The organism is Oceanobacillus sp. CFH 90083, from assembly GCF_009389585.1.
In the GTDB taxonomy this organism is placed as follows: Bacteria; Bacillota; Bacilli; order Bacillales; family Amphibacillaceae; genus Oceanobacillus.
On record NZ_VIYG01000002.1, the window covers coordinates 190,118 to 216,736 of the forward strand.

Below are 26,619 nucleotides of genomic sequence, written 5' to 3' on the forward strand. Positions count from 1 at the left end.
CCTTACCACAAAACTGTGATAAGGAATAACATTTATTGTAATACGTACGCTGCCAAGAAAGCTAATAAAAAGAACAGCACACCTGTAACTATTGTTAAACGATGAAGCACTAAATCAATTCCGCGTGCTTTTTGTTTCCCAAATAACTGCTCTGCTCCGCCTGAAATAGCTCCTGATAAGCCTGCGCTTTTTCCAGACTGCAGTAAAACAAGTGTAATCATAATGATAACGTCAATTACTAATAAAACATTAACCACAGTTAACAACATGCCTTCATACTCCTCCTATGTTCCGACAATCCCTATTTTATACTTTATCATACTTTGAATTTGTTGCGCAAGAAAGATTTGTGAAATGCTGTGTAATAATCATTATTAATTCCTGATTTTATCAGGTGTAAAGTATATGGATAAGTTCATATTTTATTTTGCTTGTATTTGTTTAAAAGCCCGGCTTCAAAGTATAATGAAAATAGCTGCCTTATTAAAAAAATTGCATGAAGACTTATAGAGATGATAAAGGGGGAGACAGCGTGCAAACCGAAAATCATTGGCTCGATGTTTCTGATGAAACAAGCATTTATATCAAACAATGGCTGCCTGACACAAAGGCAATTGGTATCTTGCAAATTGCACATGGGATGGTTGAACATATTGAACGCTATCAGGATTTTGCTTCTTATTGTACTTCCTTAGGATTTATTGTTATCGGCAATGATCATCGTGGTCACGGCAAAACAGGAGAAATGGGGATGCGAGGATATTTCACGGAAGAAAATGGATTTCAACGGGTGGTTACAGATCTTTACGAAATTATGCTATACGGGAAGAAAACTTTTCCAAACCTCCCCTACTACTTTTTAGGGCATAGTATGGGTTCCTTCCTGATGCGCAATTTCATTCAGTATTATAGTGACGAAATAGATGGATTAATATTAACAGGCACAGGTCACTATTCCAGGGCTCTCGCAAAAATAGGTAAAAGCACTGCTTCGTTTTTACCGCCAATGAAACCATCACCCATCATGAATACGCTCGTTTTGGGTAGCAGTATGAAACGCGACACACAATATAAGCATGAATGGCTGACAAGGGATGAAGCATCTGCAGCAGCTTATGAAGATGATCCAAATACCGGCTTTATTCCAACTGCACGCTTTTTCTATGATTTATTGGAGGGTATCTATCAAACAAGAAATCAGCGTCTCAATAAAAACATCCGTAAAGACCTTCCCCTTCTTCTCCTCAGCGGCGATCAGGATATGATTGGTCAATATGGAAAAGGTGTATGGAAAACCGCCGATCTCTTTCAAAAAATCGGCCTGACGAACATTCTCGTCCAGATTTATGAAGCTGGCAAGCATGAACTGTTACATGACATTTGCCGGGAGGAAGTATTTGTCTTCATCGGTAACTGGCTAAAAACACTTGGAGATGCCAATAATTAACACTTTCTTTCCCTTACAGAAAACGGTAGCTTCCTGCTTGTATTACTTGCACAATAACGTACTCTAATTTAGTATAGATATGTTATAATGATCATTATTAAGCTTTATTATAGAAAGGATGCTCTCATAATGAAAAAAATGAATGGAATCGCTGCATCTAGTGGAATTGCCATTGCTAAAGTATACGAATTGAAAGAACCGGCATTAGACTTTGAAAAGACATCAATTGATAATCCAGAACAAGAAATTGAGCGTCTTGAAAGCGCACTCGAAGTTTCCAGACAAGAGCTGGAGAAAATTAAAGCACATACATTAAAAGAACTCGGTGAGGAGCATGCAGAAATTTTCTCTGCACATTTGCTCGTATTAGGAGATCCAGAGCTTATTAACCCGATGAAAGATAAAATCAACGATGATAAGGTAAACGCAGAAGCTGCTTTAGATGAAGTTGCTACAATGTTCATTGATATGTTTAAAGCGATGGATAACGAATATATGCGTGAACGTGCGGCTGATATTCATGATGTAACGAAACGTGTTATGTCTCATCTGCTGCAGGTTACTTTCCCAAACCCAGCTCTTATTGACGAGCAAGTGATTGTCATTGCGAAGGATTTAACACCTTCCGATACTGCTCAGCTAAATCGTGAATTCGTAAAAGGCTTTGCAACAGATATCGGCGGCAGAACTTCTCACTCCGCCATTATGGCCCGTTCTCTGGAAATTCCTGCTGTTGTAGGTACAAAAGAAATTACCGGTGCTGTGAAAAAAGACGATCAAATTATTGTTGATGGAATTGAAGGCAAGGTAATTATTAACCCGACAGAGGAAGAAATTCAAGTATATGAAGAAAAGCAGGCTGCATTTGTGAAGCAGCAGGAAGAATGGGCAAAATTAAAAGATGAGCCTACCTTCTCTGCAGATGGTGAACAGGTTGAGCTCGGCGGAAATATTGGTACTCCGGATGATGTCGAGGGTGTTCTTAATAATGGTGGTGAGGCTGTCGGTCTTTATCGTACAGAATTCTTATACATGGGTAACTCGGAGCTACCTTCTGAGGATATTCAATTTGAAGCATATAAAACCGTATTAGAAAAAATGGGAGACAAGCCTGTTGTTGTACGTACACTCGATGTCGGCGGCGACAAAGAGATCAGCTACTTAGATATGCCGGAGGAAATGAACCCGTTCCTGGGGTACCGTGCCATCCGCTTCTGTTTAGAAAATGAGCATGTCTTCCGTCCGCAATTGCGCGCTTTATTACGTGCAAGTGCATATGGTAATTTGAAAATCATGTTTCCGATGATTGCTACATTGGAAGAATTCCGCCAGGCTAAGGCATTATTATTAGAGGAAAAAGACAATCTTCAAAAAGATGGCGTAGAGGTTTCGGAAAACATCGAAGTCGGCATCATGGTAGAAATTCCAGCTACAGCTGTACTTGCAAAACAATTTGCTAAAGAAGTTGATTTCTTCAGTATTGGAACAAATGACTTAATCCAGTATACAATGGCTGCCGACCGGATGAATGAACAGGTTTCTTACCTGTATCAGCCATACCATCCTGCTATCTTAAATCTGGTTAATAATGTGATTGAGGCCGCTCACGCAGAAGGTAAATGGGCTGGTATGTGTGGAGAAATGGGTGGCGACCCTAAAGCTATTCCATTACTTCTTGCTTTTGGACTGGATGAATTCAGCATGAGTGCAACTTCTATCTTACCGGCAAGAACGCAAATTCTCGGTTTAAATAAAAAAGAGCTTGCAGCACTTAAGGATGAATTCTTATCTTTAAACACAGCTGAAGAAGTTATTGCTTTAATGGAAAAAACGATTAATAAATAAATTAAGCAGCTGAAAAACCTTGACTATTATTTAATACAAACAAATAGTCAAGGTTTTTAAATTTTCATCAATACATCCGCGCCATCCCCACAGAATTGGGCGTTGTATAACGAAAGCCAAATTGTTCATATAGCTTATCTGCAGGAATATCTGCAATTAAACTGACATAGGAACCTTTATATGTATGCTTATCTAAATAATTCATAATTTCCTGCATAACACGCTTGCCAAGTCCCTGTCCCTGATAGCTTGGTTTAACCACAATATCTACTACATGAAATACAACCCCGCCATCACCAACTACTCTTCCCATACCAATTAAAGTATCTTCATCATAAATCGTCACTGCAAATAATGTATTAGGAAGTCCAATTTCAATTGCTTTTCTTTCCTTGCTGCTGAGTCCGGCTTCTGTTCTTAGTTCGTTAAATATATCCACATCTGGTGTCTGATACTTGATTTGATAACGTTCATTCATTTCCTTTTCATCCTTTTCGACAGTTTTTTCTATTTTAACATTTAAATAAATACAATAAGCTTTCATATAATATTTTCTTATCGAACCCTATTAGAAACCAATATTATATTTAAACAGCATGTAAAGTTATAATCAATTATAACAGCAAAAATTACAGAGGAGGAGATACGTTGGATTTTCACAGTAAAAATAATATGTACAGCTATACAAATCGTGAAGCTGATACTGCATGGAAGAAGAAAATAAAAGAGCTGATTGATATTGATTCTATTCACCAGGCCGCAGATATAGGATGCGGGGGAGGTATTTATTGCAAAGCTTTGGCTGATATAGGGATTCCCTCTGTATCAGGTATTGACTATTCCAAGCCGATTTTAAAAGGAGCCGGGAAATACTGCAGCAGTTACACCAATATTTCTTTCCAGCTTGGTTATGCAGATAATACCGGCTTAGAGCCGGATAGCACTGATTTGATTTTATCCAGAGCATTAATCCATCATATAAAAGACTTAGGTTCTGTATTTGCTGAGGCATACAGGGTATTGAAAAGCGATGGCTGTTATCTTATCCAGGATCGCACATTAGACGATTGTTTACTGGAAGGAAGTAACGAACATATCCGCGGCTACTTTTTTGAAGCTTTTCCAAGATTAAAGATATTTGAAAAGGAACGCAGGCATTCCGGCGGTGTTATAAAATTAAGTCTTCAACAAGCTGGTTTTAAAAGGATAGAAAAACACAGTCTGTGGGAAATAAGAAAAACCTATAAAAATAAACAGGCACTACTGGATGAGATTCAATCCAGAACCGGACGCAGTATTCTGCACGAGTTATCTGATGCTGAATTATCATCTTTAGTTAACTATATCGATCAATCTATCAGTGATACAGAAAAGATTGTGGAAAAAGACAGATGGACGTTGTTTAATGCAGTGAAATAATTAATAAATCTTACTGCAGGCTTGTTATAGGTTTTCTCCAAGCCTGCAGAATCACATATTATCTCGATACACACATTCTCTCTTCTTCTCGCGATAACAGTACCAATTCCTTCATCCAAATATAAGCAAAGAGGAAAATCCACAGATACATAATAGATACTGATTCAATACCTAAAGCGTAAATACAAGGGTATCACTTTCTGTATAACGTATTCCCTTCATCTAACACCTTATAAGGAAGAACCGTTTCTTTATATAAAAGGATGGCTCTTCCTGTAATTCCTTCTCAACAGATTTCTTTCTATAAAGAAATCCTATTTAAATGATCAATATTGACTTTGGCACTTTCCAGCGGGTCACCGTCAAAATCCTCCTGCTCTACTATAAACCAGTTAACCCCATACTCTTTTCCAACACGGAGCAGTGTTTTCATATCAAGTGTACCCGACCCTATTTCTATGCTTCGTTTTTTTCCGTTCTCTTCTTTCATATCCTTTATATGAAGGGAAACGATCCGGTTGCCATATTTACGGATAATATCAGCCGGTTCATAACCGGCGTGCGTTGCCCAGTAACAATCCAGCTCTATCTGTACAAGCTCCGGTTCTGTCTGTCCAAATAAAAGATCAAAACCTGTTTCGCCATCAAACGTCTCAAATTCAAAATGATGATTATGGTAAGCAAATGTCATCCCGTTGCTTTTACATATTTTTCCGATTTCATTTAGTTTTTCGGCTGTCCGTTGATAATCTTCTCTAGTTTTCCGATCTGTTTCAGGCAGCCAGGGACAAATCAGCAGGCTGTTCCCGATCTCCTGGTTATAAGCAATCGTCTCTTTCAGTTTATCCCCGCTTAATTCATCAAGCCCTGTATGACTGCCTGCTGCATTAATTTTTTTATTATCCATTACTTTTTTCAATTCCTGTGCAGGCTTTTGAAAGAATCCAGCAAATTGAACTCCCTGATAGCCCATATCTGCTGCAAGGCTGATAGTCTCGAATAAATCATCCGCTGCTCTATCACGAACAGAATAAAGCTGTAATCCAACATTACTCATAATTTGATCTCCTATCTTTTTGTAATTTCTTTACACGGTTGCTTTTGTCCGGTTGTTTTGATAGAAATGTCATATATAAATCGGCTTATTCAGCAAAAAGTTTAATCGATTCTCCTTTATCCGCAGATTCATACAGACCATTAATAATTTTTTGAAGAATCACGCCCTGTTCTGCTGTGCTGATTGGCTGGTATTCGTTTAAACAGCAATCTACAAAACGTTCCATCTGTAATTCATAATTATCTTTCACCGGCAGAAAAGATGGTGTGGTATCTATTAATGTATGATGTTTTTCCTGGTACATTTTTAAAGGAAAAACATCTGCTCCTCCGTTTTCACCCATTAGAGAAACAGACATTTCATCATGCTTCTCCGTATTTGCTGCAAATGCTGATTCCAAAATAATGGATGCTCCATTTTTAAATGTCACCATTCCACGCGCCATATCCTCTATCGAGAAGTTCTCCCAGTCCCAACTTCCTGCCAGGCCGACACCCGGTTTATTGCCAAGCTTCTGATAGGTAACTCCAAAAACTGTATCCGGCTCCGGGTATCCCATCAAGTAAAGTGCAGTATCCAGCATGTGGACACCAATATCAATCAGTGGACCTCCGCCCTGAAGCTCCTTGTTTGTAAAAACACCCCAGCCCGGGATTCCCCGGCGCCGGATTGCATGTACTCTTGCAGCGTAAATTTCGCCAAGTTCATTTGCATCAACAAACCGCTTTAGGGCGCCTACTTCCGGTGTGTGGCGAAAGCTCAGTCCATAGGTCAGAATTTTTCCATACTGCTTTGCCGTTTCAGCCATTTTTTGTGCTTCTTTGACAGTCATCGCGGGAGGTTTTTCACAAATAACATGACAGCCTGCCTGAAGCGCTGCAATGGTTGCACCAGCATGAAATTTATTAGGTGTGCAAACACTTACTGCATCAAGCTCAGCGGCATCGAGCATTTCCTGATAATCCGTAAAAACTTGGTCAATATGAAATTCTTTGGCTGCCGATTCCGCATTTGCTTTGACCACATCAGTGATAGCGACAATTTTCACTTTGTTGCTTTGTTTTAGATAATTGGGGATATGCACCGCTTTCGCAATGCCTCCTGCTCCTATAATACCAACACGTAAAACCTTATCCATTACTATTCCCCCAGCAATTCAATTAGTTCAATCCGCCGATTTTCTTCCTGTGATAAAGCCGCCGCTTCGTTTAGGCGGGTTAATTGAATAACATCTTCTTCTGTGATAGTTGGTTTCGCTCTTCCCAATACCACTGCAGCCCACTGTTCCATCGGGGTTGGCAAAGACTCCTGTGCATCTTCCGGTTGTATCCACCCGTCTCCGGCAAATTGGCTGCTTCTTAACCGGATCTGTTCATCTTCTATAAGCAGTGTCCCTTCTGTTCCGTAGAGCTCCAGCTGGAATGGACTTCCATTTGATAGGAAGCTTGTTTCAAGAACGCCCAAGCTGCCTGATTCATATTCCACAATGACAACGGCATTATCATCTGCGCCAAGGTTTCTTGTGGAACGGAACGACGCTTGCAATGCTTTCGCGGGGCCGGCGAGCCGGTTAGTCAGATAGAACGGATGCGCCCCAAGATCAATAAGTGCTCCACCTCCGCTCTGAGCTGTATTAAAAAATCGTTCCGGAAGCCAGCCGTAATTTCTCCCCTCTGCAGCTACTGCGCCATTATGTGCAAACCGGCAGCGAATCGTTGTTAAATCACCAAGCCACCCTTCGTCTACTGCTTTTTGTGCATATACATAATAGTGTGCTGTGAGCCTCGGAAGAGAAACCATTAGGTGTACCTGATTTGCTCTCACAGTTTCATAGATTGCTTCACATTCTTCAACCGTAAATGCCAATATCTTTTCCGTAAATATATGCTTTTTATGTTTGGCTGCAGCAATAATTACATCCTTATGCAAACTTGTCGGTGTTGTAACGACCACTGCATCTACTTCCGGATTATCCAGAACAGATTGGAAGTCTTTTTCAAATGGAACTCCCAGCTCCTCTGCCCATTTCTGTCCCCGTTCTTCCTCTTCATCCCAGACAAGCTGGACAGAAAGATGTTCGTTTTCTTTCACTTCTCTAGCATAATCATCTGCATGTACATGCCACCTGCTAAGTAATGCAACCTTAATCATTATTTTCCTCCTTTGTTTAGACAACGTATCATCTGTTAAATGGTTTCCATTGCAAATAATCATCTTTCATTTTTCAGGAAATAATCCGTTTAAAAGTAAACCGCTTTTCCTGTTCTCGCAGATTCATAGATTGCCTCTAATATTTGCGTCACAACTAATGCTTCTTCTGGTTTTACTGTTGGTTCTGTATCGTTTATAATACTCTCTATCCACAATCTCGCTTCCAAATCAGCATCATTTTCCGCTTTCCCTTCATAAAATGCTACACCGCCGGCAGAAAGGTCAATCTCATTCGTATATAGTTTTCCGAAATCCTCCCCATTAATTCGCAAGCCGCCTTTCATATCTGCACCACCCTCAGTACCGCTTAGACTACATTTTGCTTCGTCCACATCCAATGAATTTAATGCCCAGCTTGCCTCCAGGGTAATCGTTGCCCCGTTCTCCATTGTAATAAAGCCGAATGCAGAATCTTCTACCGTAAATTTTTCCGGATCCCATGGACCCCATGCATTGGCAGCATCTTTCTTTTTGCCTAATTTGTGATACGTATTTCCCATCACCGATTTCGGTTTATAATTGTTCATCATCCATAAGGTAAGATCCAGCGCATGTGTTCCGATATCAATTAACGGACCTCCGCCCTGTTTTTCTTCATCCAAGAATACTCCCCATGTTGGTACAGCACGACGTCGAATCGCGTGTGCCTTCGCGAAATATACCTCTCCTAAATCTCCACGTTCAGCTACCTGGTGCAGATGCTGACTGTCCGGTCTAAAACGGTTATTATAGCCGATCGTCAATTTCTTCCCTGTTCGGCGTGCTGTTTCTACCATTTGCTTCGCTTCCTCCGAGGTCTTGGCCATCGGTTTTTCACACATTACATGCTTTCCGGCTTCCAGTGCAGCAATTGAGATTTCTGCATGAGAGATATTCGGCGTCAGTACATGCACCACATCAATCGTCTGGTCCTCTAATATTTTTTTGTAATCTTCATATACGGTTGCATCTTCTGTTCCATACGCCTGAGCCGCTTTTACAGCCTTTTCTTTCTCGATGTCACAGAACGCGGTCAATGCCACCTCTTTTATTTTTGATAGACTGGGAAGATGTTTCCCGTTTGCAATTCCTCCGCACCCGATAATAGCTACTCTTAATTGTTTCGTCATATTCAAATTCCTCCTGTTTTTCAAAAATGTTTTAATCCTATTCATCAATCAAAGCAGATTTCTGCTCCTTTTTCACTGGATGCATACACGCCGGTAAGCATCTTCATCACTTCCAGCCCGTCCTCCACCGGACTGATGTTTTTTTGTTCCCCTTTTACACAGGAGACGAAATGATCTATCTCCTTTTGAAAACCATGATTAAAATCGAAGGACAGGGAATCAATTTGCGGTGTTATATTTAAAATCGTATCGTTTTTTTCCGTAATAATTTGTAATTCCGGTTCAATTTCAGCTCCTCCCCTATCTCCGAACAGGCTGACATTGATGGATTCTTCTTTTGCATGAAGTGTAAAACTGACATCTACCATCAACGAAGCTCCATTTTCAAAACGAATGAGTGCATTTGCCATATCTTCTACTGTATTTTTCCCTGAATCATAATCTGCTGCCTGATAAAATGATTTATTGGCAATGTTCGAACGATTCCCAAGCTTGTTATAGGTATTTCCACTGATTGATTTTACTTTTGGTTTTCCCATTAGGTACCAGCACAAGTCTATAACATGGACACCCAGGTCGATTAGCGGTCCGCCTCCGGAACGATTTTTATCAGCGAACCAGCCTCCCGGATTCCCAAGAACACGAATACAGGAAGCTTTAGCATAATAAATCTCTCCTAAATCACCAGTATCGATAAATTTCTTTAAGACTTGTGTATTTGTCCCAAAGCGGCGGACAAAACCGACTTGAAGTATTTTTCCATTGCTTTTCGTTACTGCTTTTTCAATTTGATACGCTTCCTCCATCGTTTTACAAAGCGGCTTTTCAACTAAAACATGTTTGTCTGCCTGCAGCGCCGCAACGGCGATTTCTGCGTGCGTGTTATTCCATGTACAGATGCTTACTGCGTCAATTTCGGGATCCGACAATAATTCATGATAATCCATCACATATTTAGAAGCGCCATATTTCTCCGCTTTGCTGCTTGCCCGGTCTTCGTTTAAATCACAAACAGCATAAATCTCTGCTCCCTCATTGTTTTTATAAGATTCCAAATGCATTTCAGAAATGGAACCGGCACCAATAATACCAACTTTGATTCTCTCCACTGTACACCCTCTTTTCTAATTTCAGATTTCATTCCAAATGTTTTGAACATTATTCAAACTGATTTTAGTGGCTTGTTTGCATTCTTCCATTCCTTCAAATTCAATCGAAATGTATCCATCATAGCCGGATTCCTTGATGATATGAATAATATCGTACAAGCTGATATCTCCATGCCCGCTGATTGCTCCCCGCAAATAATTGCCTGAAGCCGTTTGAAACCAGCCCTCTCCAAGATATTGCGAAGACGCAGGACGGTAATAGAAGTCCTTGATATGCACCATGGATGCATCTTTTATATTTTTCTTCACGGCAGCAACAGGATCTTCATCCACACAAAGGAAATTCCCGGTATCCAGAGTCGTTTTAAAATTTTCTCGATCCACGCTGCTAAGCAGACGCTGAATCCGGTCACTTGCCTGAACATAAAAACCATGATTTTCAATGCTGGTAATAATTCCATATTCCTTTGCATAATCAGCTATCCGTTGACATGCGTCTACCAGCCTTGGCAGGTCTTTTTCAAACTGTTGAATCGACGCCTCCTGGACCGGCTTAAATGAAACATCATGCCGCATCCGCTTAACTCCTAATGCGTTAGCGACATCTACTTCTTTTTTGACACGATCCACCTCCTGTTCATATGCTTCATCTGTATCCGGCAGGAAATCTGCGCCAATAGCATAATTGGAAATTTCAATTCCTGCCTCTTTTACCCTTTTTTTTATTTTTTTAATTAAATCCGGATTATCGGTCAACGTGTATCCCATCGGAACAAGTTCAATATGCTCTCCGCCCTGAGCTGCTGTCCAATCAATTGCATCCAAAATGGTCATTTCCCCATCCTTCAATGCTTTTACTAAACTATAGGAACTTACACCCAGCTTCATTTTCGAGTACCTCCAGTAATTATTTGTTTCCCGTTCATATATCTAGTGTGTTTAAAGCTTTCATGTCTGAACGGACTATTCTTTCTCTCCAAAGCAATGATATTATCTATATCTGTTCTGTATGCCTCCAGGCAATCCTCCATTCCTGCAAATTCGTTTCAAAGTATTCATTTGTACATTTTTCCAGCAAGAAAGTAAAGCGGTTACATCATTCTGTGTGTATTAATCATTTTCCTGCCAGCGATTATAAGCGTTCTGATAGATTTCAATGTAACGCTCAATATTCATCTTTTCAATGGTATCTACATAGTTATCCCAGTTAGATAATGGCTCCACGCCCGTAATGAATTTCGCCTCCATCTGTTCTACGTAAGACTTCAAGTCTACTTCAATATTATTTATCTCTTTTTGCTCCTCCTTCGTCAAATAAACAAGCGGATATCCAATTTCACCAAACGGTTCAATCTTTTCAGCTGTTTCTTTCGAGATAAATTGTTCAAATACAGTATCTTCTCCCAGGCTATCCAGATCATTTCTTAATGATGGTGTCGTAATGCCATAGTCTGGAGTGAGTGAACCCCGATAATCCTCTGAAGACGCATATCCTTCCGGTGTCTCAAGCTTCTGCTTTGTTCCTTTTTCTTCGTCTTCCCACTCCCATAAATACCCTTCTGGTCCCATATTCAAATATTCAAACCCTTCGCTGGAATAGAAATAATCAATCCAACGAATTGATGCTTCCGGATTCGGATTGCTTTCTGAAATAGAGAAGGCGCCTCTTGACATTCCGTGACCAAGAGGAATTACAGGTTGTCTGGATTCGTCACTTGTCAAAGGATGAAACATTGGATTTCTGACAGCTTCTTCTTCGGGTTCCCCGGTAGTAAAGAAAGAGTACCAATCCGGGAAAACACCTATGCGGTTATCTTGACCTTTGGCCTTTTTCTGTTCATCCGACTGAGAAAATGTTTCTGAATCCAATAACCCTTCTTTATACAGTTTATGCATATACGTCAAATATTCTTTATATGCTTCTTCTGTTGGTGTATAACGTACTTTGCCATTATTTTCTTCAATCCCCCATTCTTTGATGCCAAATGCGGCAAGCAGCCACGGGCGGGAACTTTCCATTTTTACATCCAGCAATGGAATTTCGTCAGCTTGTCCATTTCCGTTTGGATCTTCTTCTTTAAACCGTTTCAATAATTCATAGAATTCATCTGTTGTTTTTGGTAATTCTTCAACTCCCAGTTCATCCAGCCATTTCCCGTTATACCATAATGGTCCTGTATACCATTGAGCCGTTGTTTCATCACTTACCATCGGCAAAGAATAGATATGGCCGTCGACGGTTGTAATCGACTTTTTGATATCCGGCCTTTCCTCCAGCAGTTTTTTCAGATTTGGTGCATACTCTTCTATCAAATCTTCCAATGGCATGAGCACCCCCTGCTCCCCATAATCCACTTCCATCCCGGGTGTCAAATTATCCGTCCCTGCACCATAAATAATATCACCTGTATCCCCGCTAGTAAAAGCCAAGTTCAGCTTTGTCTGAAAATCACTGATCGGCGGCGTAACATATTTGAAGTGAATGTTGGTCTTTTCTGCATAGTCCTTTAGCAGTTCCATGTCTTCCCACTCTTCAATTCCGCTTCCAGGAGCCATCATTGTTAATTGTATTTCTTCATCCACAATGGGAAATCCGTCTTTGTTGACCTCAGCTTCTGCCGCTTTCTGTACATTTGCATCTCTTTTTTTCGTTTCCTTATCTGAACCACATGCTGCCAATATGACGACAATCAACATTAAAGTTACTAGAAACTTCCAAGTATCTTTCATTGTTATTCTCCTTTCCATTTTTTAATCATCAATAGGTTTTACGTTATTCTTCTTTAACCTTTTAGCGAGCCGATCATAACACCTTTTACAAAGAAACGCTGTAAAAATGGATAAACAATAATAATCGGCAAGGTAGAAACAATCATTACACCGTATTTGATAACTGCAGCAAGCTGTTGCTTGCTGTGCATTGCTTCTGCCATACTTCCTGTTACATCCGTATTCTGTGAAGACATCTCTTGTAAAACAAGTATTTCCCTCAGAACAAGCTGAAGCGGAAACAACTCTTTGTCAGATAAATAAATTAATGCATTGAAGTAGCCATTCCAATGGCCTACACCATAGAATAGTCCCATTACTGCAATAATCGGCATAGACAGCGGCAATATAATTTTGAAAAATATTTTAAAATTGGATGCACCGTCAATAATCGCCGCTTCTTCCAGTTCTTTCGGAATCGTTGACTGGAAAAATACCCTTGCAATAACAATATTCCACACGGCAGCCGCATTTGGCAGAACCATCGCCCAAATGGTGTCGATCAACCCGAGACTTTTTACAACCAGATAAGTCGGAATCAGTCCGCCACTGAAAAACATAGTAAGTACGAACATAGCCATGAATAAATTTCTTCCCGCAAAATCCTTTCTCGACAAGGCATATGCTGCAGGTATCGTTACGGCAAGATTAATTGTCGTCCCCAATACTGTATAGAAGACTGTATTTAAATAACCTTTCCAGATTGCACCATTCTCAAAAATAATACGGTACCCTTCAAATGTAATTCCTTTAGGCAGAAGCCACATTCTTCCCGAGTTCACATCAGCAGGATTACTAATGGACGCACTGATTATATATACCAGCGGATAGAGCACAATTAATGCAGCAAAACCCAGGAAAATGTAAATCAGAATTTTTATTATCTTATCGGTCATTGTTTCGCTGATAGCTGAATTCATCAACACCCTCTCCTTTTACCATAAACTTGTTTCTGATCGTTTTTTTGCAATCTGGTTGACTGTAATAAGCAGAAGTGCGTTAATTACTGAGTTAAATAGACCAACGGCTGCTGCAAAACTGTACTGTGCGTCCAACAATCCAGCCTGATAAACAAATGTTGCGATAACGTTGGACGATTCTAAGTTAAGCGGATTTTGTAAAAGTAAAATTTTCTCGAACCCCATTGCCATGATATTCCCAAGGTTCATTATTAACAATATAATCATTGTCGGTACGAGAGCAGGAATGTTGATATGCCAAATCCGCTGCAGCCTGGTTGCCCCATCTACAATGGCTGCTTCATGATGCTGAGGATCCACTCCAGAAAGCGCCGCCAAATAAATGATTGTTCCCCATCCTGTACTTTGCCACACACCAGAAAAAACATATACTGTCTTAAACCAATTCGGATCACTCATAAAAGGAATCGGATCAAATCCCAATAAGGTAAGCCCGTGGTTTATAATCCCCGTTGCAGGAGAGAGAAAAGCAATAATCATACCGGCCATTACTACAACTGAAATAAAATGGGGCGCGTAAGTGACTGTTTGTACTGTTCTTTTGTATAGCCCGTCCTTTGCTTCGTTTAAGGCCAGCGCCAATATAATCGGCAGTGGAAATCCGACGATTAATTCATATATGCTGATTCCCAGTGTATTTTTTATAAGATCCCAGAAATAGTAAGAATCAAAAAATCGTATAAAATGCTCCAGCCCTACCCATTCGCTTCCCCAAATCCCGCTCGAAGGAATAAAATCTTTAAAGGCAATTTGAACCCCGTACATAGGAATATAATGAAAAATTAAAAAATATAAAAAGGCAGGTAAAATAAATATGTACAGCTGCCAATTCTGTAATATTTTTTTATTCTTCCTTTTTGGCTTCGGCAGTTTTGTCGGGACTTTCCTGCTTTTTGGTGATTGTTGCTTTTCTTCCTCGGTCAAGACTGTTGCCGTATTTGAATCCATTTTCTTTCCTCCCTTCATGTAACTGCTTTCATTCTAAATTTTTCAGAATATAGGTTCAATATGTATATTTGGTTAAAAATTGTCGCCCCATTCTGTGAGAATCGCTTTATCACTCGTACACCAATAAACTTAAATATTTAAGATATGTTAAATTTGTTCAGCTATGTCAAATACGACGCAACCCTGATAAACACTGCAATAACAGTGTATAAGCAAAATCTGTGTGACACTTTTTGAAATATAAGGCTGAGACAAAAAAGATGGTGTGCAAAGTCATTCTTCAATAACTTTGCACACCACTAATCCTGGTTTTCTATTAATCACTTTCCTTCCAGCGATCGTAAGCTTGCTGATAGATATCAACATACTCTTCTACATTCATTTTTTCAATCGTCTCTACATAATTATCCCAATTAGATAATGGTTCTACGCCCGTAATAAACTTCGCCTCCATTTGCTGGACATAGGATTTCAAATCTACTTCAATCGTATTAACCTTCTTTTGCTCGCCCGTTGCCAAATAGACTAAAGGAAAAGGCACTTCTGCATAGGGTTCTATTTTCTCTTTTGTTTCCGCTGCAATAAATTTATCAAAATCCGATTCTTCCAGTCCGCGGATTGGACCGCTCATTGTTGGCGTCGGGATTCCATAATCAGGAGAAATAGTGGCCCGGTAATCTTCCCTGGAATCATAGCCTTGAGGAACATCGAGCAATTTTCTGTTTTTCCCTTCCCATTCCCAAAGTTCTCCTTCAGGCCCCATATTTAAAAATTCATAGCCTTCCTGTGAATAAAAATAATCAATCCATCTGATCGATGCTTCCGGATTAGGGTTTTTATTTGTTATAGAGAAGGTTCCCCGCTGAATGGCAGGACTTCTCGGAACAATTGGTTCTTCTGAAACAGGACTTGTCAAGGGCTTGAACATCGGGTTGTTCATCGATTCATTCTCTTCTTCTCCAGTGGTGAAAAATGAAAAGTAATCCGGAAAAGCTCCTACCCTATTATTCTGTCCTTTTGCCTTCTTTTGTTCATCTGCTTGTGAAAATGTCTCCGGGTCCAATAATTTTTCATTGTAAAGCTTATTCATATACGTTAAATATGCTTTATACTCCTCTGTAATTGGAGTATATCGAACTTTTCCGTTCTTTTCCTCAATCCCCCATTCCTTCATCCCGAACGCTCCTAACATCCAAAGACGTGTACTATCCATATTCACATCGATCATTGGAATCTCATCCGCTTCCCCGTTTCCATTGGGATCTTCATCTCTAAAACGGACCAGCAGTTCATAAAATTCATCTGTTGTTTCGGGTAATTCTTTTACATTTAGTTCTTCCAGCCATTTTCCGTTATACCAGATCGGTCCTTTGTACCAGATGGAGGTTGGACCGGCAGACACTCTCGGTAAGGAATAAATATGTCCGTCTACAGTAGTGATAGATCTTTTTACATCCGGATTTTCCTCCAGCATTTTTTGTATATTCGGCGCATATTCTTCAATCAGATCTTCTAAAGGAATTAATAACCCTTGCTCCCCATAATCAACTTCCATCGCCGGAGTTAAATTATCAGAGCCTGCAGCATAAATAATATCTCCCATGTCTCCACTTGCAAAAGCTAAATTGAGTTTTGTTTGAAAATCATTTATTGGAGGGGTGGTGTACTTAAATTTGATATTCGTCATATCGGAATAGGCAATTAATGTTTCCATATTGCCCCACTCCTCCATCCCGGCACCTGGCGCCATCAGGTTCAACTCTATCTCTTCATCGACGATAGGAAAACCTTCTTTATTTACGTCTACACTTGCAGCCTGTTCCATTTTTTTCTTTTCTTCATCATCCTCCTGATCCGTTGAAGCACATGCTGTCAATACAAGCATAAATAAAATAGCAGCTATAAATAATTTCCAAATCCTTCTCATTTTAATCCCCCAATATAGTAGTTTTATCTTCTTTATTTGAAGCCATGCAGCAAGTCCAGCAATCTTTGAGATAGCATTACAATAGACTTTCTCCTACTTCTCTTAAAGAAGAACATCAGTTACTCTCCCAGTTGTCATAGGCCTTCTGATAAACTTCAATATATCTGTCAATGCCCATTCCCTTTCTTGTTTCTGCATATTTATCCCCATTGGAAATTGGTTCTACACCGTTGATAAATTTTGCTTCCATCTGTTCCACATATGACTCCAAATCTACTTCCATTGTATTTATTTCTTTTTGTTCCTCCCTTTCTATACTTACTTCAGGTATGGCAATCTGCAATGCTTATAGACCCTCCTCTTTTTTGTAATTGTTTACATACTATTATTTAATGAAAACGTTTACAATATGTATGTTTACATATGAATTGTCCCTGTTATTATAAATCACTTGCCTGCAAAGATTTTATGCTTTATGTGATATGTAAAATTTGTTCAGCTATGCTGATTATTACAAAAATGAGGAGATCCCCGTGGATCTCCTCATTATGCTACCGGTTAAACCTGCGATATTGACCAGGTGTGATACCAACAATCTTTTTGAATTTCCTGGTAAAATTAGCAACATCTTTATAACCGACATTTAAAACAATCTGTTTGATGGAATCATTGCTTTTTACCAGCTGCTGTTTAACATAATTCATTCTTAACTCTTGTACATATTCAGAAAAATTCACACCAGTCTGATCTTTAATAAAACGGCTCACATAAGATGCTGATAGTTGGAATTCAACTGCAATTTTTCCGAGAGACAGGTCATACTGATCAAAATGGAGCTGTATATAGTTAAGAATATCTTTTCTTAACTGATCATTATGACTCTCTTTATCTTTTGCGACTTCCTTGCAGACCTCCTGAATCATTGTCAGCAAGTCCTTGTGCAGCTGTTCAACCGAACTAAATTCTGCAAGTTTATCAATATTTTGTATGTGATTCTTGAGTCCAAGATCTGATATTGTTTTAATAGCTGTATTAATAATGTCATAATAAATCAGTTTAACAGCGTGCAGAGGAAGCCTTTTCTTTTTATGCAGCGAAAAGATATCAGTTAATGTTTCCTGTGCTACAGCTACATCGCCCTGTTTTAAACTCTGTACCAGTTTTATTTGTTCTTCTCTGGGGTAACCGAAGACCTGCTCCTGTTCCATGCTGATATCTTCAAAGTTAATGACACTTCCAGCTGGATACATAAATTTATAATCCATCACTGCCAGTGCTTCAATGTAGGAACGATTTATTGATTTTTTTTCGTCGTAAATTCCTCCCACACTAATTGCAGGCTCTGAGGAAAGCATCTCTTTCATATAATACTGTACTTCTTTAATTACCTGCTCCCTTTCTTTCCAAGCATTCCCTTGTCTTTGCTTCAGGCCGATAATCAAGGCAAATGTGTCATTATAAAGTAAATTGACAGCCTGCCCAACAGCATTTGTCAGCGTAAGCTCCGAAAATTTCTTTAATATCTTCTCTCTTGCTTCTACCTCATTTGCTTTAACGTTTTTTTCCTCAAAAAAGATTATAGCAACAAAGTAAGCTTCAGCTTTCATTGGGATATGCAATGTATCCAGCATCTTCTCTATTTCTTTCTCATCACTTATGTCTCCCCTCAACAAGCGGACCAGCAATTGTTCTCTTGCAAAAGGCTGTTGTAAATCAACCGTTTCGTTAATCATCTGGTAATCGTGATAAATGTGTGAAATACGGTACTGAATGGTTTCCAATTCATTTTTATTCTCATTATTACGGCCATCATTTGTCAGCTCAAACAATTTTTTTATCGGCTTGTACTGATTTCTGCCCAAATAAACAGCGAGTACAATGCCCAGCACAAAAATCACTGTAATAATTAAAAGGATTAATTGCTTTGTATGCTGCAGCCTTTCAAAAAACTGTTCTGTATTCATAATCGTTACAAATGTCCAATCACTGTCATCTGATTTAACTATTGCACGTGAATACTCAATCCCGTCAATTTTTAAATTATTGATCCCCTGCTTATTTCCAGCAGCTTTATCCCATTCTGATTGTGCAATATCTTCATTGTGTATTGCAGCTGCAACTTCTTCATTATTTTCATTTAAAATATATGCATTTCCTTCAAAATCACCCAGAATGGTTTCCATCTGATCATTCATCATGGATTCCTTAATAAAAAACATTACTGTTCCATACGGTGTCGGATTATTTGGTGCAATTGGAAACAAATAAGCGACAACACGTTCCTTATTTCCTTCGCTGGTAATGATATTCTCGGCAGATTTGATGATTGGCAAATTCGTATGTAATTCTTCGATAAATTGTTCTTTTTCCCAATCCTCAAACTGGTATTTTCTTTCTAAAAGTACGTTAAGCGGGTAAGAACCATTGGTAGAATATAAAATATCTTTTGAATGATAATAAACAAATAATTCTTCTATAATAGAACTGTTTGCTTTATATTTTTTTAGCTCATCGATTGCTTCACCGCCGTAATAATCATCACTTATCATATAGGGAGTCAGACGAGGATCATAGGATATTCTCGCTGCAAGCGTTTCCAATTCTTTCATTCTTTCATCCGTTATTTGCTTAACCTGCTCCAGTTTACTGATATTGGCCTGTTCAATTTCTTCACGCAGACTGGAAACGGAATTTTTGTATACGATAAAGCTTAAAACGGAAAATGGAATAAGAAATATTAATAGATAGGAGACAATATATTTGTATAACAAGCGGGATTTTAACCATTTAAATTTAGACAACTCCCCATCCCCCTTTTATATTCAATTCAACTTTTTTCTTCCAGTTGAATAAAAGCTCTATGAGCAAACCATGTAATAGGAAAAATAGTCAATGATGCTCCCGCAAAAAAAGTCAGTACTGGAAGATATATAAATAAATAATACAGCAGTAAGATACATAGCAGCATGGCAATTGTCTCAAAAGGCCGGGCAAGTGCAATAAAAAAAGATTGTTTAAAATATTGGAAGTATTTTAATTTATAACGGACAAATACAGGAAAGAAATATAATAGGACCACGATATATAACAGGCTTATAAGTAATAATAAAGAATGGATAAACGCAGATTGAATTAATTGTTTAGAGATGTTCAAATCCACATATATAAAGATGCCCACAACTAAAAGTACAATTCCAAGCCCATTTGATCTTAAAAATTGCTCTTTATAAGTATTAAGAAAAACCTGAAAAATAGGTACATCGTATCCTTCCTGGAACCATTTACTTATAACTGTAGTCACTGCTGCAGTTGCCGGAATAATCCCGAAAAGCCCAAGCCCGAATATAGTAAATATAAGCCAAAGTATCTGTAAATAGATCATTTTAGCTAACCAATTTCCAAAATCATAAAAAACCTTAATGAAACCGCTTAATACTGACATATTTCCCCTCCCATTTCATATTACCTTTCTCCACACCATTCAATTATTATATTCTTAGGAATCTTCATATTTATCAAATAATATTTATTATACCTTGCCTGCTCTGTATAACAAACATATCATATTTACCTATCTTTTGGTAGGCTCAAATTTGGGGACCATTCAATATACTTTTCCCCTCTCAATATACATTTTTTTGTAATTCATCATCTTTTCCAGGTCTGTAAATTACACTTAGCACTTAAAAATTTTCACTACTTTCAAGATTTTCATGATAATTTAGTTTTTCTTAACATGCAAAAACCCTCTGTCTTCGATGAATAAATCATCATATACAGAGGGTTCTCCATTTTTCTTATATCTTATTTATCAGCCAGGTTATAGAAAGCAGTTAATCCGCCATACTCACCCATACCAGCTAATTCATCCTCAATGCGAAGTAACTGGTTGTATTTTGCAACGCGGTCTGTACGTGACGGTGCACCTGTTTTGATTTGACCAGCGTTTGTAGCAACTGCAATATCAGCAATTGTTGTATCTTCTGTTTCACCAGAGCGGTGAGAGATAACAGCTGTGTAGCCTGCACGTTTTGCCATTTCGATTGCTTCAAATGTTTCTGTAAGTGTACCGATTTGGTTAACTTTGATCAGGATGGAGTTACCAATCCCCTGTTCAATCCCTTGAGAAAGTTTAGCAGTATTTGTAACAAACAGGTCATCACCAACCAGCTGCACTTTATCACCAAGACGGTCTGTTAAGATTTTGAAACCTTCCCAGTCGTTTTCATCCAGACCATCTTCAATTGAGATGATTGGATATTTAGAAATCATTTCTTCATACCAGTCAACCATTTCTTCAGAAGTACGTACAACGCCTTCTCCCTTAAGGTTGTATTTACCATCGCTGTAGATTTCAGAAGCAGCTACGTCCATCGCAAGCTTCACTTCCTCGCCAGGCTTGTAACCGGCAGCTTCAATTGCTTCTACAATCGTTTGAAGAGCTTCTTCATTGGAACCAAGGTTTGGAGCAAATCCGCCTTCATCCCCAACAGCAGTATTGTAGCCTTTGGAGCCTAGTACTTTTTTCAAGGAATGGAAGATTTCAGCACCTGTGCGCAATGCTTCTTTAAAAGAGTCTGCGCCTACAGGCATAATCATAAATTCTTGAATATCGACGTTGTTATCTGCATGCTCTCCACCGTTTAAGATGTTCATCATTGGTGTTGGAAGAGTTTTTGCATTGAACCCGCCAAGATAGTTATATAAAGGTACTTCTAAATGGTTTGCTGCCGCACGGGCTGCTGCCATCGATACGCCTAAGATAGCATTAGCACCTAATTTTCCTTTGTTTTCAGTACCATCTAAATCAATCATTAATGCGTCAATGATATTTTGACGAGTCACATCTAAACCAATTAATTCAGGAGCGATGATTTCATTTACGTTTTCTACTGCTTTTTCAACACCTTTTCCTAAATAACGGGCTTTGTCACCATCACGTAATTCTACAGCTTCATATTCACCTGTAGAAGCACCGCTTGGTACAATTGCAGAGCCAAAAGCTCCGGATTCTGTGAAAATTTCTACCTCAACAGTCGGATTACCTCTTGAGTCTAATACTTCTCTTGCATATACGTCAGTAATGTATGGCATAAATTTCTCTCCTTTTATGGATGTTCTTTTGAACATAAATTTTATTTTTTAATCAAAGATGAACCAGTCATTTCTTCCGGCTTCTCCACATCAAGTAAATCTAATAAAGTTGGTGCCAAATCAGCGAGAATACCGCCATCCCGCAGCGTGATTCCTTCTTTTGTTACGATAACAGGAACCGGGTTTGTTGTATGAGCAGTCATCGGCTTATCTTCTAAAGTGACAACCTCATCTGAGTTCCCGTGGTCAGCTGTAATAATAGCATGTCCACCTAATTCCGTAATTTTATCAACGATTTTCCCTAAGCACTCATCCACTGCCTCAATCGCATCGATTGTCGGCTGCAGCATTCCTGAATGACCAACCATATCCGGGTTGGCAAAGTTTAAAATAATCGCATTCTGCTCTCCGGAATCAAGCTCTTTTAATAACGCGTCCGTTACTTCATAAGCACTCATTTCCGGTTTCAGGTCATAGGTCGCTACTTTCGGTGAATCGATAAGAATACGTTTTTCACCTTCAAATTCTTTTTCACGTCCACCACTCATAAAGAAGGTAACATGTGGATATTTTTCTGTTTCTGCAATACGTAATTGGTTCAGGTTATTCTGTGCCAAAACCTCGCCAATGGTATTATCCAGATTAACTGGTTTGTATGCAACATGTCCATTCACTGTTTCACTGAAGTTTGTCATCATAACGAATTCAAGATTTTTTGGAGCTTTCTCTCCACGGTCAAAATCTCTGAAATCATCATTCGCAAACGTTCTGGAGACTTGAATAGCTCGGTCAGGACGGAAATTATAGAAGATAATGGCATCTTCGTCCTGGATCGTTGCAACAGGTTTATCATTTTCATCTGTAATAACAGATGGAATCACAAACTCATCATAGATTTCGTTTTTGTAGCTGTCTTCTATTACTTCAGCAGCACTATGGTAGGAAGGTCCCTCACCGTAAACCATGGCATCATATGCTTTTTTCACACGATCCCAGCGCTTATCGCGGTCCATGGAATAGTAACGGCCAGATACAGTTGCAATTTTACCTACGCCGAGCTCTTTCATTTTATCCTCTGTCTGCTTAAGGTATTCCCCGGCAGTTTGCGGACCAACATCGCGGCCATCGAGAAAAGCATGTACATATACTTCTTTTAATTCATGGCTCTTTGCCAGTTCTAATAAAGCAAACAGGTGATTGATATGACTGTGTACACCACCGTCAGATAAAAGACCAAACAGGTGCAGTGCTTTTCCTTTTTCTTTGGCATGTTTGACAGCATTCACCAGCTCTTCTACCTCGAAAAAGTCGCCTTCCTCAATTGATAAATTAACTCGTGTCAAGCTTTGGTAAACAATGCGGCCAGCTCCAATATTTAAGTGGCCAACTTCAGAATTCCCCATTTGCCCTTCTGGTAAACCGACAGCATTTCCGGACGCTGTCAGCTGATTATGCGCATAGGCATTCCAATAGCGGTCAAAATTGGGTGTGTTTGCTTGTTTGACTGCATTTCCTTTAATTTCATCACGGATAGCAAAACCATCCAGAATAATTAATGCAGCTAGTTTATCTTGACTCATTTTGTACCTGCCTCCACTAATTGAACAAAGGATTCCGGTTCTAGGCTTGCGCCGCCGACAAGTGCTCCATCAATATCCGATTGAGCAAGAAGTTCATCAATATTAGCCGGCTTTACACTGCCGCCATATTGGATAATAACCTGGTCAGCTACATCTTTAGAAGTAATTTCTGCAATCACTTCACGTGTTTTTGCACACACTTCATTGGCATCTTCACTGGAAGCTGTTTTACCTGTCCCAATTGCCCAAATTGGTTCATACGCCACAATCGTTTGTGCTACTTGCTCATCAGATAAACCCGCCAATGCTTTTTTCACCTGATTGCCGACAACATCCATTGTTTCATTTGCTTCACGCTGTTCTAGCGTTTCACCTACACAAACAATTGGAGTTAAGCCATATGCAAAGGCTGCTTTTGTTTTTTGATTGACCGTTTCATCTGTTTCTGCAAAAAACTCACGGCGCTCAGAGTGTCCGATAACAACATGTGTAACTCCAACATCTGTTAACATGACCGGGCTCACTTCCCCGGTATAAGCACCTGATTCTTCAAAGTGCATGTTTTGAGCTGCAACTTTTACATTGGAACCTTTTGCTTTTTCCACAAGAGCAGGTAAATGTACGAAAGGTGCACAAACAATTGCTTCTGTATTCCCGCCTGGAGCTTTTGGAATAACGGCATCCATAAATTCAGATGCTTCTGCCAATGTTTTATTCATTTTCCAGTTTCCCGCAATAACTACTTTCCGCATGCGCTCACCTCATCCATTCTTTAATTATTTATCATTTAATGCATCTACTCCGGGCAGAACCTTACCTTCCATAAATTCTAAGGAAGCTCCTCCACCTGTAGATACATGGTCCATTTCGCTTGCCAGACCGAATTTTTCCACTGCTGCTGCAGAGTCTCCTCCGCCGATAACAGAGAATCCTTCTGTTTCAGCTACAGCATCAGCAACTGCTTTTGTCCCGCCGGCAAATGCATTTAATTCAAATACACCCATTGGTCCATTCCAAATAACTAATTTAGAATCTTTTATAATAGAAGCGTATTTCTCGCGAGTTTTCGTTCCAATATCTAAAGCTTCCCAATCTGCAGGAATTTGATCGATATCGACAATTTTCGTATTCGCATCTTCTGAGAAATCATCTGCAACAACGGCATCAACCGGTAAAACAAAATTAACTCCCTTGTCTTCAGCTTTTTGCATAAACTCTTTCGCTAAATCCATTTTGTCTGCTTCTAATAGAGATTTACCAATCTCATGCCCCTGTGCTTTAATAAATGTATAAGCTAATCCGCCGCCGATAATCAGATTATCAACTTTGTCGAGTAGATTATCAATCACATTAATTTTATCTTTTACTTTTGCTCCGCCGATAATTGCTGTAAATGGACGAGCCGGATCTTCCAAGGCTTTCCCAAGAACTTCGATTTCTTTTTCCATTAACAGCCCTGCTGCAGCTGGAAGTTTTGTAGCAACGCCCGTTGTGGAAGCATGTGCACGATGTGCTGCTCCAAAGGCATCATTCACATAAACATCAGCCATTTTCGCAAATGCATCAACCAGCTCTGGATCATTCTTCTCTTCACCAGCTTCAAATCGAACATTTTCGATTAATAAAACATCACCATCGTTTAATTGGCCGATGGCTTTATCCACTTCTTCACCGTAGACTTCATCCGTTTTGATAACTTCTTTATTTAATAAATCGCTCAAACGTTTTGCTACCGGATCTAAGCGAAGCTCCTCGACAACGGTTCCTTTAGGACGCCCCAGGTGACTCGCTAAGATAAGTTTTGCTCCTTTATCCGTTAACTCACGGATTGTCGGCAATGCAGCACGAATACGTGTATCGTCCGTAATTTCACCGTCTTTTAAAGGCACGTTAAAATCTACCCGGCAAAATACACGTTTACCTTCTACTTGTAAATCAGCAATGGTTTTTTTGTTCAACGGAATCCCTCCTAGTTTGGTATATGCAACTCTTGTTATTATACCATTTTATCTTGCTTTACTACTAATTCTAGCCTATAAAAAAATAGAGGAGGAATTGCTCCCTCCTCTATTGATTTCGTCCGGAGAGGCTTGCCTTACAACGAACGGTTCATTTCTTATAGTCCTTTTTCAGCCATGAATACAGCTAAGTCTACGCAACGAGTAGAATAGCCCATTTCGTTATCGTACCAGGAAACAACTTTTACCATGTTACCTTCCATGACGATAGTAGATAGAGCATCGAAAATAGAAGAATGGCTGTTTCCTACGATATCAGAAGAAACGATTGGATCTTCTGTATATTCAAGGATTCCTTTAAGCGGTCCTTGTGCAGCTTCTTTCATTGCATTGTTAACATCTTCAACGGTTACTTCTTTATCAAGCTCAGCAACTAAGTCCGTTAATGAACCGTCTGGAGTTGGAACACGTACTGCGTTACCGTTTAATTTACCGTTAAGCTCTGGTAATACCAGTCCAACTGCTTTAGCAGCCCCAGTTGAAGTAGGGATGATATTTTGAGCAGCTGCACGTGCACGACGATAGTCTTTATGCGGTAAATCAAGGATTTGCTGATCGTTTGTATAAGAGTGAATGGTAGTCATTAATCCACGCTTGATACCAAAGTTATCATGTAATACTTTCGCAAATGGCGCTAAGCAGTTTGTTGTACAAGAAGCGTTAGATACAACATTGTGCTGAGCTGGGTCGTATTTATCATCGTTAACACCCATAACGATAGTTAAATCTTCCCCATTAGCCGGTGCAGAGATGATTACTTTTTTCGCTCCAGCTTGAATGTGCTTGTCAGCATCTTCTTTCTTTGTGAAGATACCAGTAGATTCGATAACGATTTCTACACCAAGATCTCCCCATCCAAGGTTTGCCGGGTCACGTTCAGAAAGTACTGTAATTTCTTTTCCGTCAACTACCAGATTAGAACCATTTACGCTGATTTCTTCTTCCAGTTTTCCGTGAACAGAATCATATTTCAATAAGTGTGCAAGCATGTTAGCATCGGTTAAATCATTGATTGCCACAATTTCCACTTGATCATTTTTTAAAGATTGACGAAATACGTTGCGTCCAATTCTTCCAAAGCCATTAATACCAACTTTTACAGTCAT

23 protein-coding genes are annotated in these 26,619 nt (G+C 39.3%); 3 read left to right on the plus strand and 20 right to left on the minus strand.

Annotated elements, in window-relative coordinates; translation table 11 throughout:
* Positions 1-32: 32 nt before the first annotated feature.
* Complete coding sequence (secG, locus tag FLK20_RS03470; RefSeq protein WP_370453156.1) at positions 33-269, minus strand: preprotein translocase subunit SecG; 237 nt, start codon at positions 267-269, stop codon at positions 33-35.
* A gap of 263 nt (positions 270-532) precedes the next feature.
* Between secG and FLK20_RS03475 the strand changes: the two genes are divergently transcribed.
* Together FLK20_RS03475 and ptsP are read left to right on the plus strand one after the other, a co-directional pair.
* Positions 533-1,447 carry an alpha/beta fold hydrolase gene (locus FLK20_RS03475; RefSeq protein ID WP_227994845.1) on the plus strand — a complete coding sequence of 305 codons (915 nt, stop codon included), beginning with the start codon at positions 533-535 and terminating at the stop codon, positions 1,445-1,447.
* 129 nt (positions 1,448-1,576) lie between these two features.
* Positions 1,577-3,292, plus strand: a complete 1,716-nt coding sequence (gene ptsP / locus FLK20_RS03480) for a phosphoenolpyruvate--protein phosphotransferase (RefSeq protein WP_152655168.1) — start codon at positions 1,577-1,579, stop codon at positions 3,290-3,292.
* A gap of 67 nt (positions 3,293-3,359) precedes the next feature.
* Here ptsP and FLK20_RS03485 read toward each other — a convergent pair whose 3' ends face one another.
* The gene (locus tag FLK20_RS03485) at positions 3,360-3,770 is read right to left on the minus strand and encodes a GNAT family N-acetyltransferase (RefSeq protein WP_152655169.1); all 411 of its coding nucleotides are present in this window, start codon (positions 3,768-3,770) and stop codon (positions 3,360-3,362) included.
* 170 nt (positions 3,771-3,940) lie between these two features.
* Between FLK20_RS03485 and FLK20_RS03490 the strand changes: the two genes are divergently transcribed.
* The gene (locus FLK20_RS03490; RefSeq protein ID WP_370453157.1) at positions 3,941-4,711 is read left to right on the plus strand and encodes a class I SAM-dependent methyltransferase; all 771 of its coding nucleotides are present in this window, start codon (positions 3,941-3,943) and stop codon (positions 4,709-4,711) included.
* A gap of 301 nt (positions 4,712-5,012) precedes the next feature.
* Here FLK20_RS03490 and FLK20_RS03495 read toward each other — a convergent pair whose 3' ends face one another.
* The 18 genes from FLK20_RS03495 to gap all read right to left on the minus strand — a co-directional run bounded on the left by FLK20_RS03495 (position 5,013) and on the right by gap (position 26,619).
* The gene (locus tag FLK20_RS03495) at positions 5,013-5,768 is read right to left on the minus strand and encodes a sugar phosphate isomerase/epimerase family protein (RefSeq protein WP_152655170.1); all 756 of its coding nucleotides are present in this window, start codon (positions 5,766-5,768) and stop codon (positions 5,013-5,015) included.
* Positions 5,769-5,853: 85 nt separating this feature from the next.
* The gene (locus FLK20_RS03500; protein WP_152655171.1) at positions 5,854-6,906 is read right to left on the minus strand and encodes a Gfo/Idh/MocA family protein; all 1,053 of its coding nucleotides are present in this window, start codon (positions 6,904-6,906) and stop codon (positions 5,854-5,856) included.
* Positions 6,907-6,908: 2 nt separating this feature from the next.
* Positions 6,909-7,919, minus strand: a complete 1,011-nt coding sequence (locus FLK20_RS03505; protein ID WP_152655172.1) for a Gfo/Idh/MocA family protein — start codon at positions 7,917-7,919, stop codon at positions 6,909-6,911.
* 89 nt (positions 7,920-8,008) lie between these two features.
* The gene (locus FLK20_RS03510; protein ID WP_152655173.1) at positions 8,009-9,088 is read right to left on the minus strand and encodes a Gfo/Idh/MocA family protein; all 1,080 of its coding nucleotides are present in this window, start codon (positions 9,086-9,088) and stop codon (positions 8,009-8,011) included.
* Positions 9,089-9,132: 44 nt separating this feature from the next.
* Positions 9,133-10,197 (minus strand): Gfo/Idh/MocA family protein, encoded by a 1,065-nt coding sequence (locus FLK20_RS03515; protein ID WP_152655174.1) that lies wholly within the window; start codon positions 10,195-10,197, stop codon positions 9,133-9,135.
* Positions 10,198-10,218: 21 nt separating this feature from the next.
* On the minus strand, positions 10,219-11,085 hold the full coding sequence (locus tag FLK20_RS03520) for a sugar phosphate isomerase/epimerase family protein (RefSeq protein ID WP_152655175.1): 867 nt from the start codon (positions 11,083-11,085) through the stop codon (positions 10,219-10,221).
* Between the two features lie 222 nt (positions 11,086-11,307).
* Entirely contained in the window at positions 11,308-12,927 is a 1,620-nt protein-coding gene (locus FLK20_RS03525) for an extracellular solute-binding protein (RefSeq protein WP_152655176.1), read from the minus strand.
* 53 nt (positions 12,928-12,980) lie between these two features.
* Positions 12,981-13,886 (minus strand): carbohydrate ABC transporter permease, encoded by a 906-nt coding sequence (locus FLK20_RS03530; RefSeq protein WP_194165512.1) that lies wholly within the window; start codon positions 13,884-13,886, stop codon positions 12,981-12,983.
* A 15-nt stretch (positions 13,887-13,901) separates the two neighbouring features.
* Positions 13,902-14,894, minus strand: coding sequence for an ABC transporter permease (locus FLK20_RS03535; RefSeq protein WP_152655178.1), 993 nt, complete (start codon positions 14,892-14,894; stop codon positions 13,902-13,904).
* 316 nt (positions 14,895-15,210) lie between these two features.
* The gene (locus FLK20_RS03540) at positions 15,211-16,821 is read right to left on the minus strand and encodes an extracellular solute-binding protein (RefSeq protein WP_152655179.1); all 1,611 of its coding nucleotides are present in this window, start codon (positions 16,819-16,821) and stop codon (positions 15,211-15,213) included.
* A 115-nt stretch (positions 16,822-16,936) separates the two neighbouring features.
* Positions 16,937-17,164, minus strand: coding sequence for a hypothetical protein (locus FLK20_RS03545; RefSeq protein ID WP_152655180.1), 228 nt, complete (start codon positions 17,162-17,164; stop codon positions 16,937-16,939).
* 208 nt (positions 17,165-17,372) lie between these two features.
* Positions 17,373-19,622 (minus strand): AraC family transcriptional regulator, encoded by a 2,250-nt coding sequence (locus FLK20_RS22080; RefSeq protein WP_152655181.1) that lies wholly within the window; start codon positions 19,620-19,622, stop codon positions 17,373-17,375.
* Positions 19,623-19,648: 26 nt separating this feature from the next.
* Positions 19,649-20,263 carry a YesL family protein gene (locus FLK20_RS03555; RefSeq protein WP_152655182.1) on the minus strand — a complete coding sequence of 205 codons (615 nt, stop codon included), beginning with the start codon at positions 20,261-20,263 and terminating at the stop codon, positions 19,649-19,651.
* 362 nt (positions 20,264-20,625) lie between these two features.
* The gene (gene eno / locus FLK20_RS03560; RefSeq protein WP_152655183.1) at positions 20,626-21,915 is read right to left on the minus strand and encodes a phosphopyruvate hydratase; all 1,290 of its coding nucleotides are present in this window, start codon (positions 21,913-21,915) and stop codon (positions 20,626-20,628) included.
* 41 nt (positions 21,916-21,956) lie between these two features.
* Positions 21,957-23,495: a 2,3-bisphosphoglycerate-independent phosphoglycerate mutase gene (gpmI, locus tag FLK20_RS03565; RefSeq protein WP_152655184.1), complete on the minus strand. Its 1,539-nt coding sequence runs from the start codon at positions 23,493-23,495 to the stop codon at positions 21,957-21,959.
* On the minus strand, positions 23,492-24,247 hold the full coding sequence (gene tpiA / locus FLK20_RS03570) for a triose-phosphate isomerase (protein WP_152655185.1): 756 nt from the start codon (positions 24,245-24,247) through the stop codon (positions 23,492-23,494). The genes gpmI and tpiA overlap by 4 nt, the downstream gene beginning before the upstream one ends.
* A 24-nt stretch (positions 24,248-24,271) precedes the next feature.
* Complete coding sequence (locus FLK20_RS03575; protein ID WP_152655186.1) at positions 24,272-25,453, minus strand: phosphoglycerate kinase; 1,182 nt, start codon at positions 25,451-25,453, stop codon at positions 24,272-24,274.
* A gap of 158 nt (positions 25,454-25,611) precedes the next feature.
* Positions 25,612-26,619 carry a type I glyceraldehyde-3-phosphate dehydrogenase gene (gene gap / locus FLK20_RS03580; protein ID WP_152655187.1) on the minus strand — a complete coding sequence of 336 codons (1,008 nt, stop codon included), beginning with the start codon at positions 26,617-26,619 and terminating at the stop codon, positions 25,612-25,614.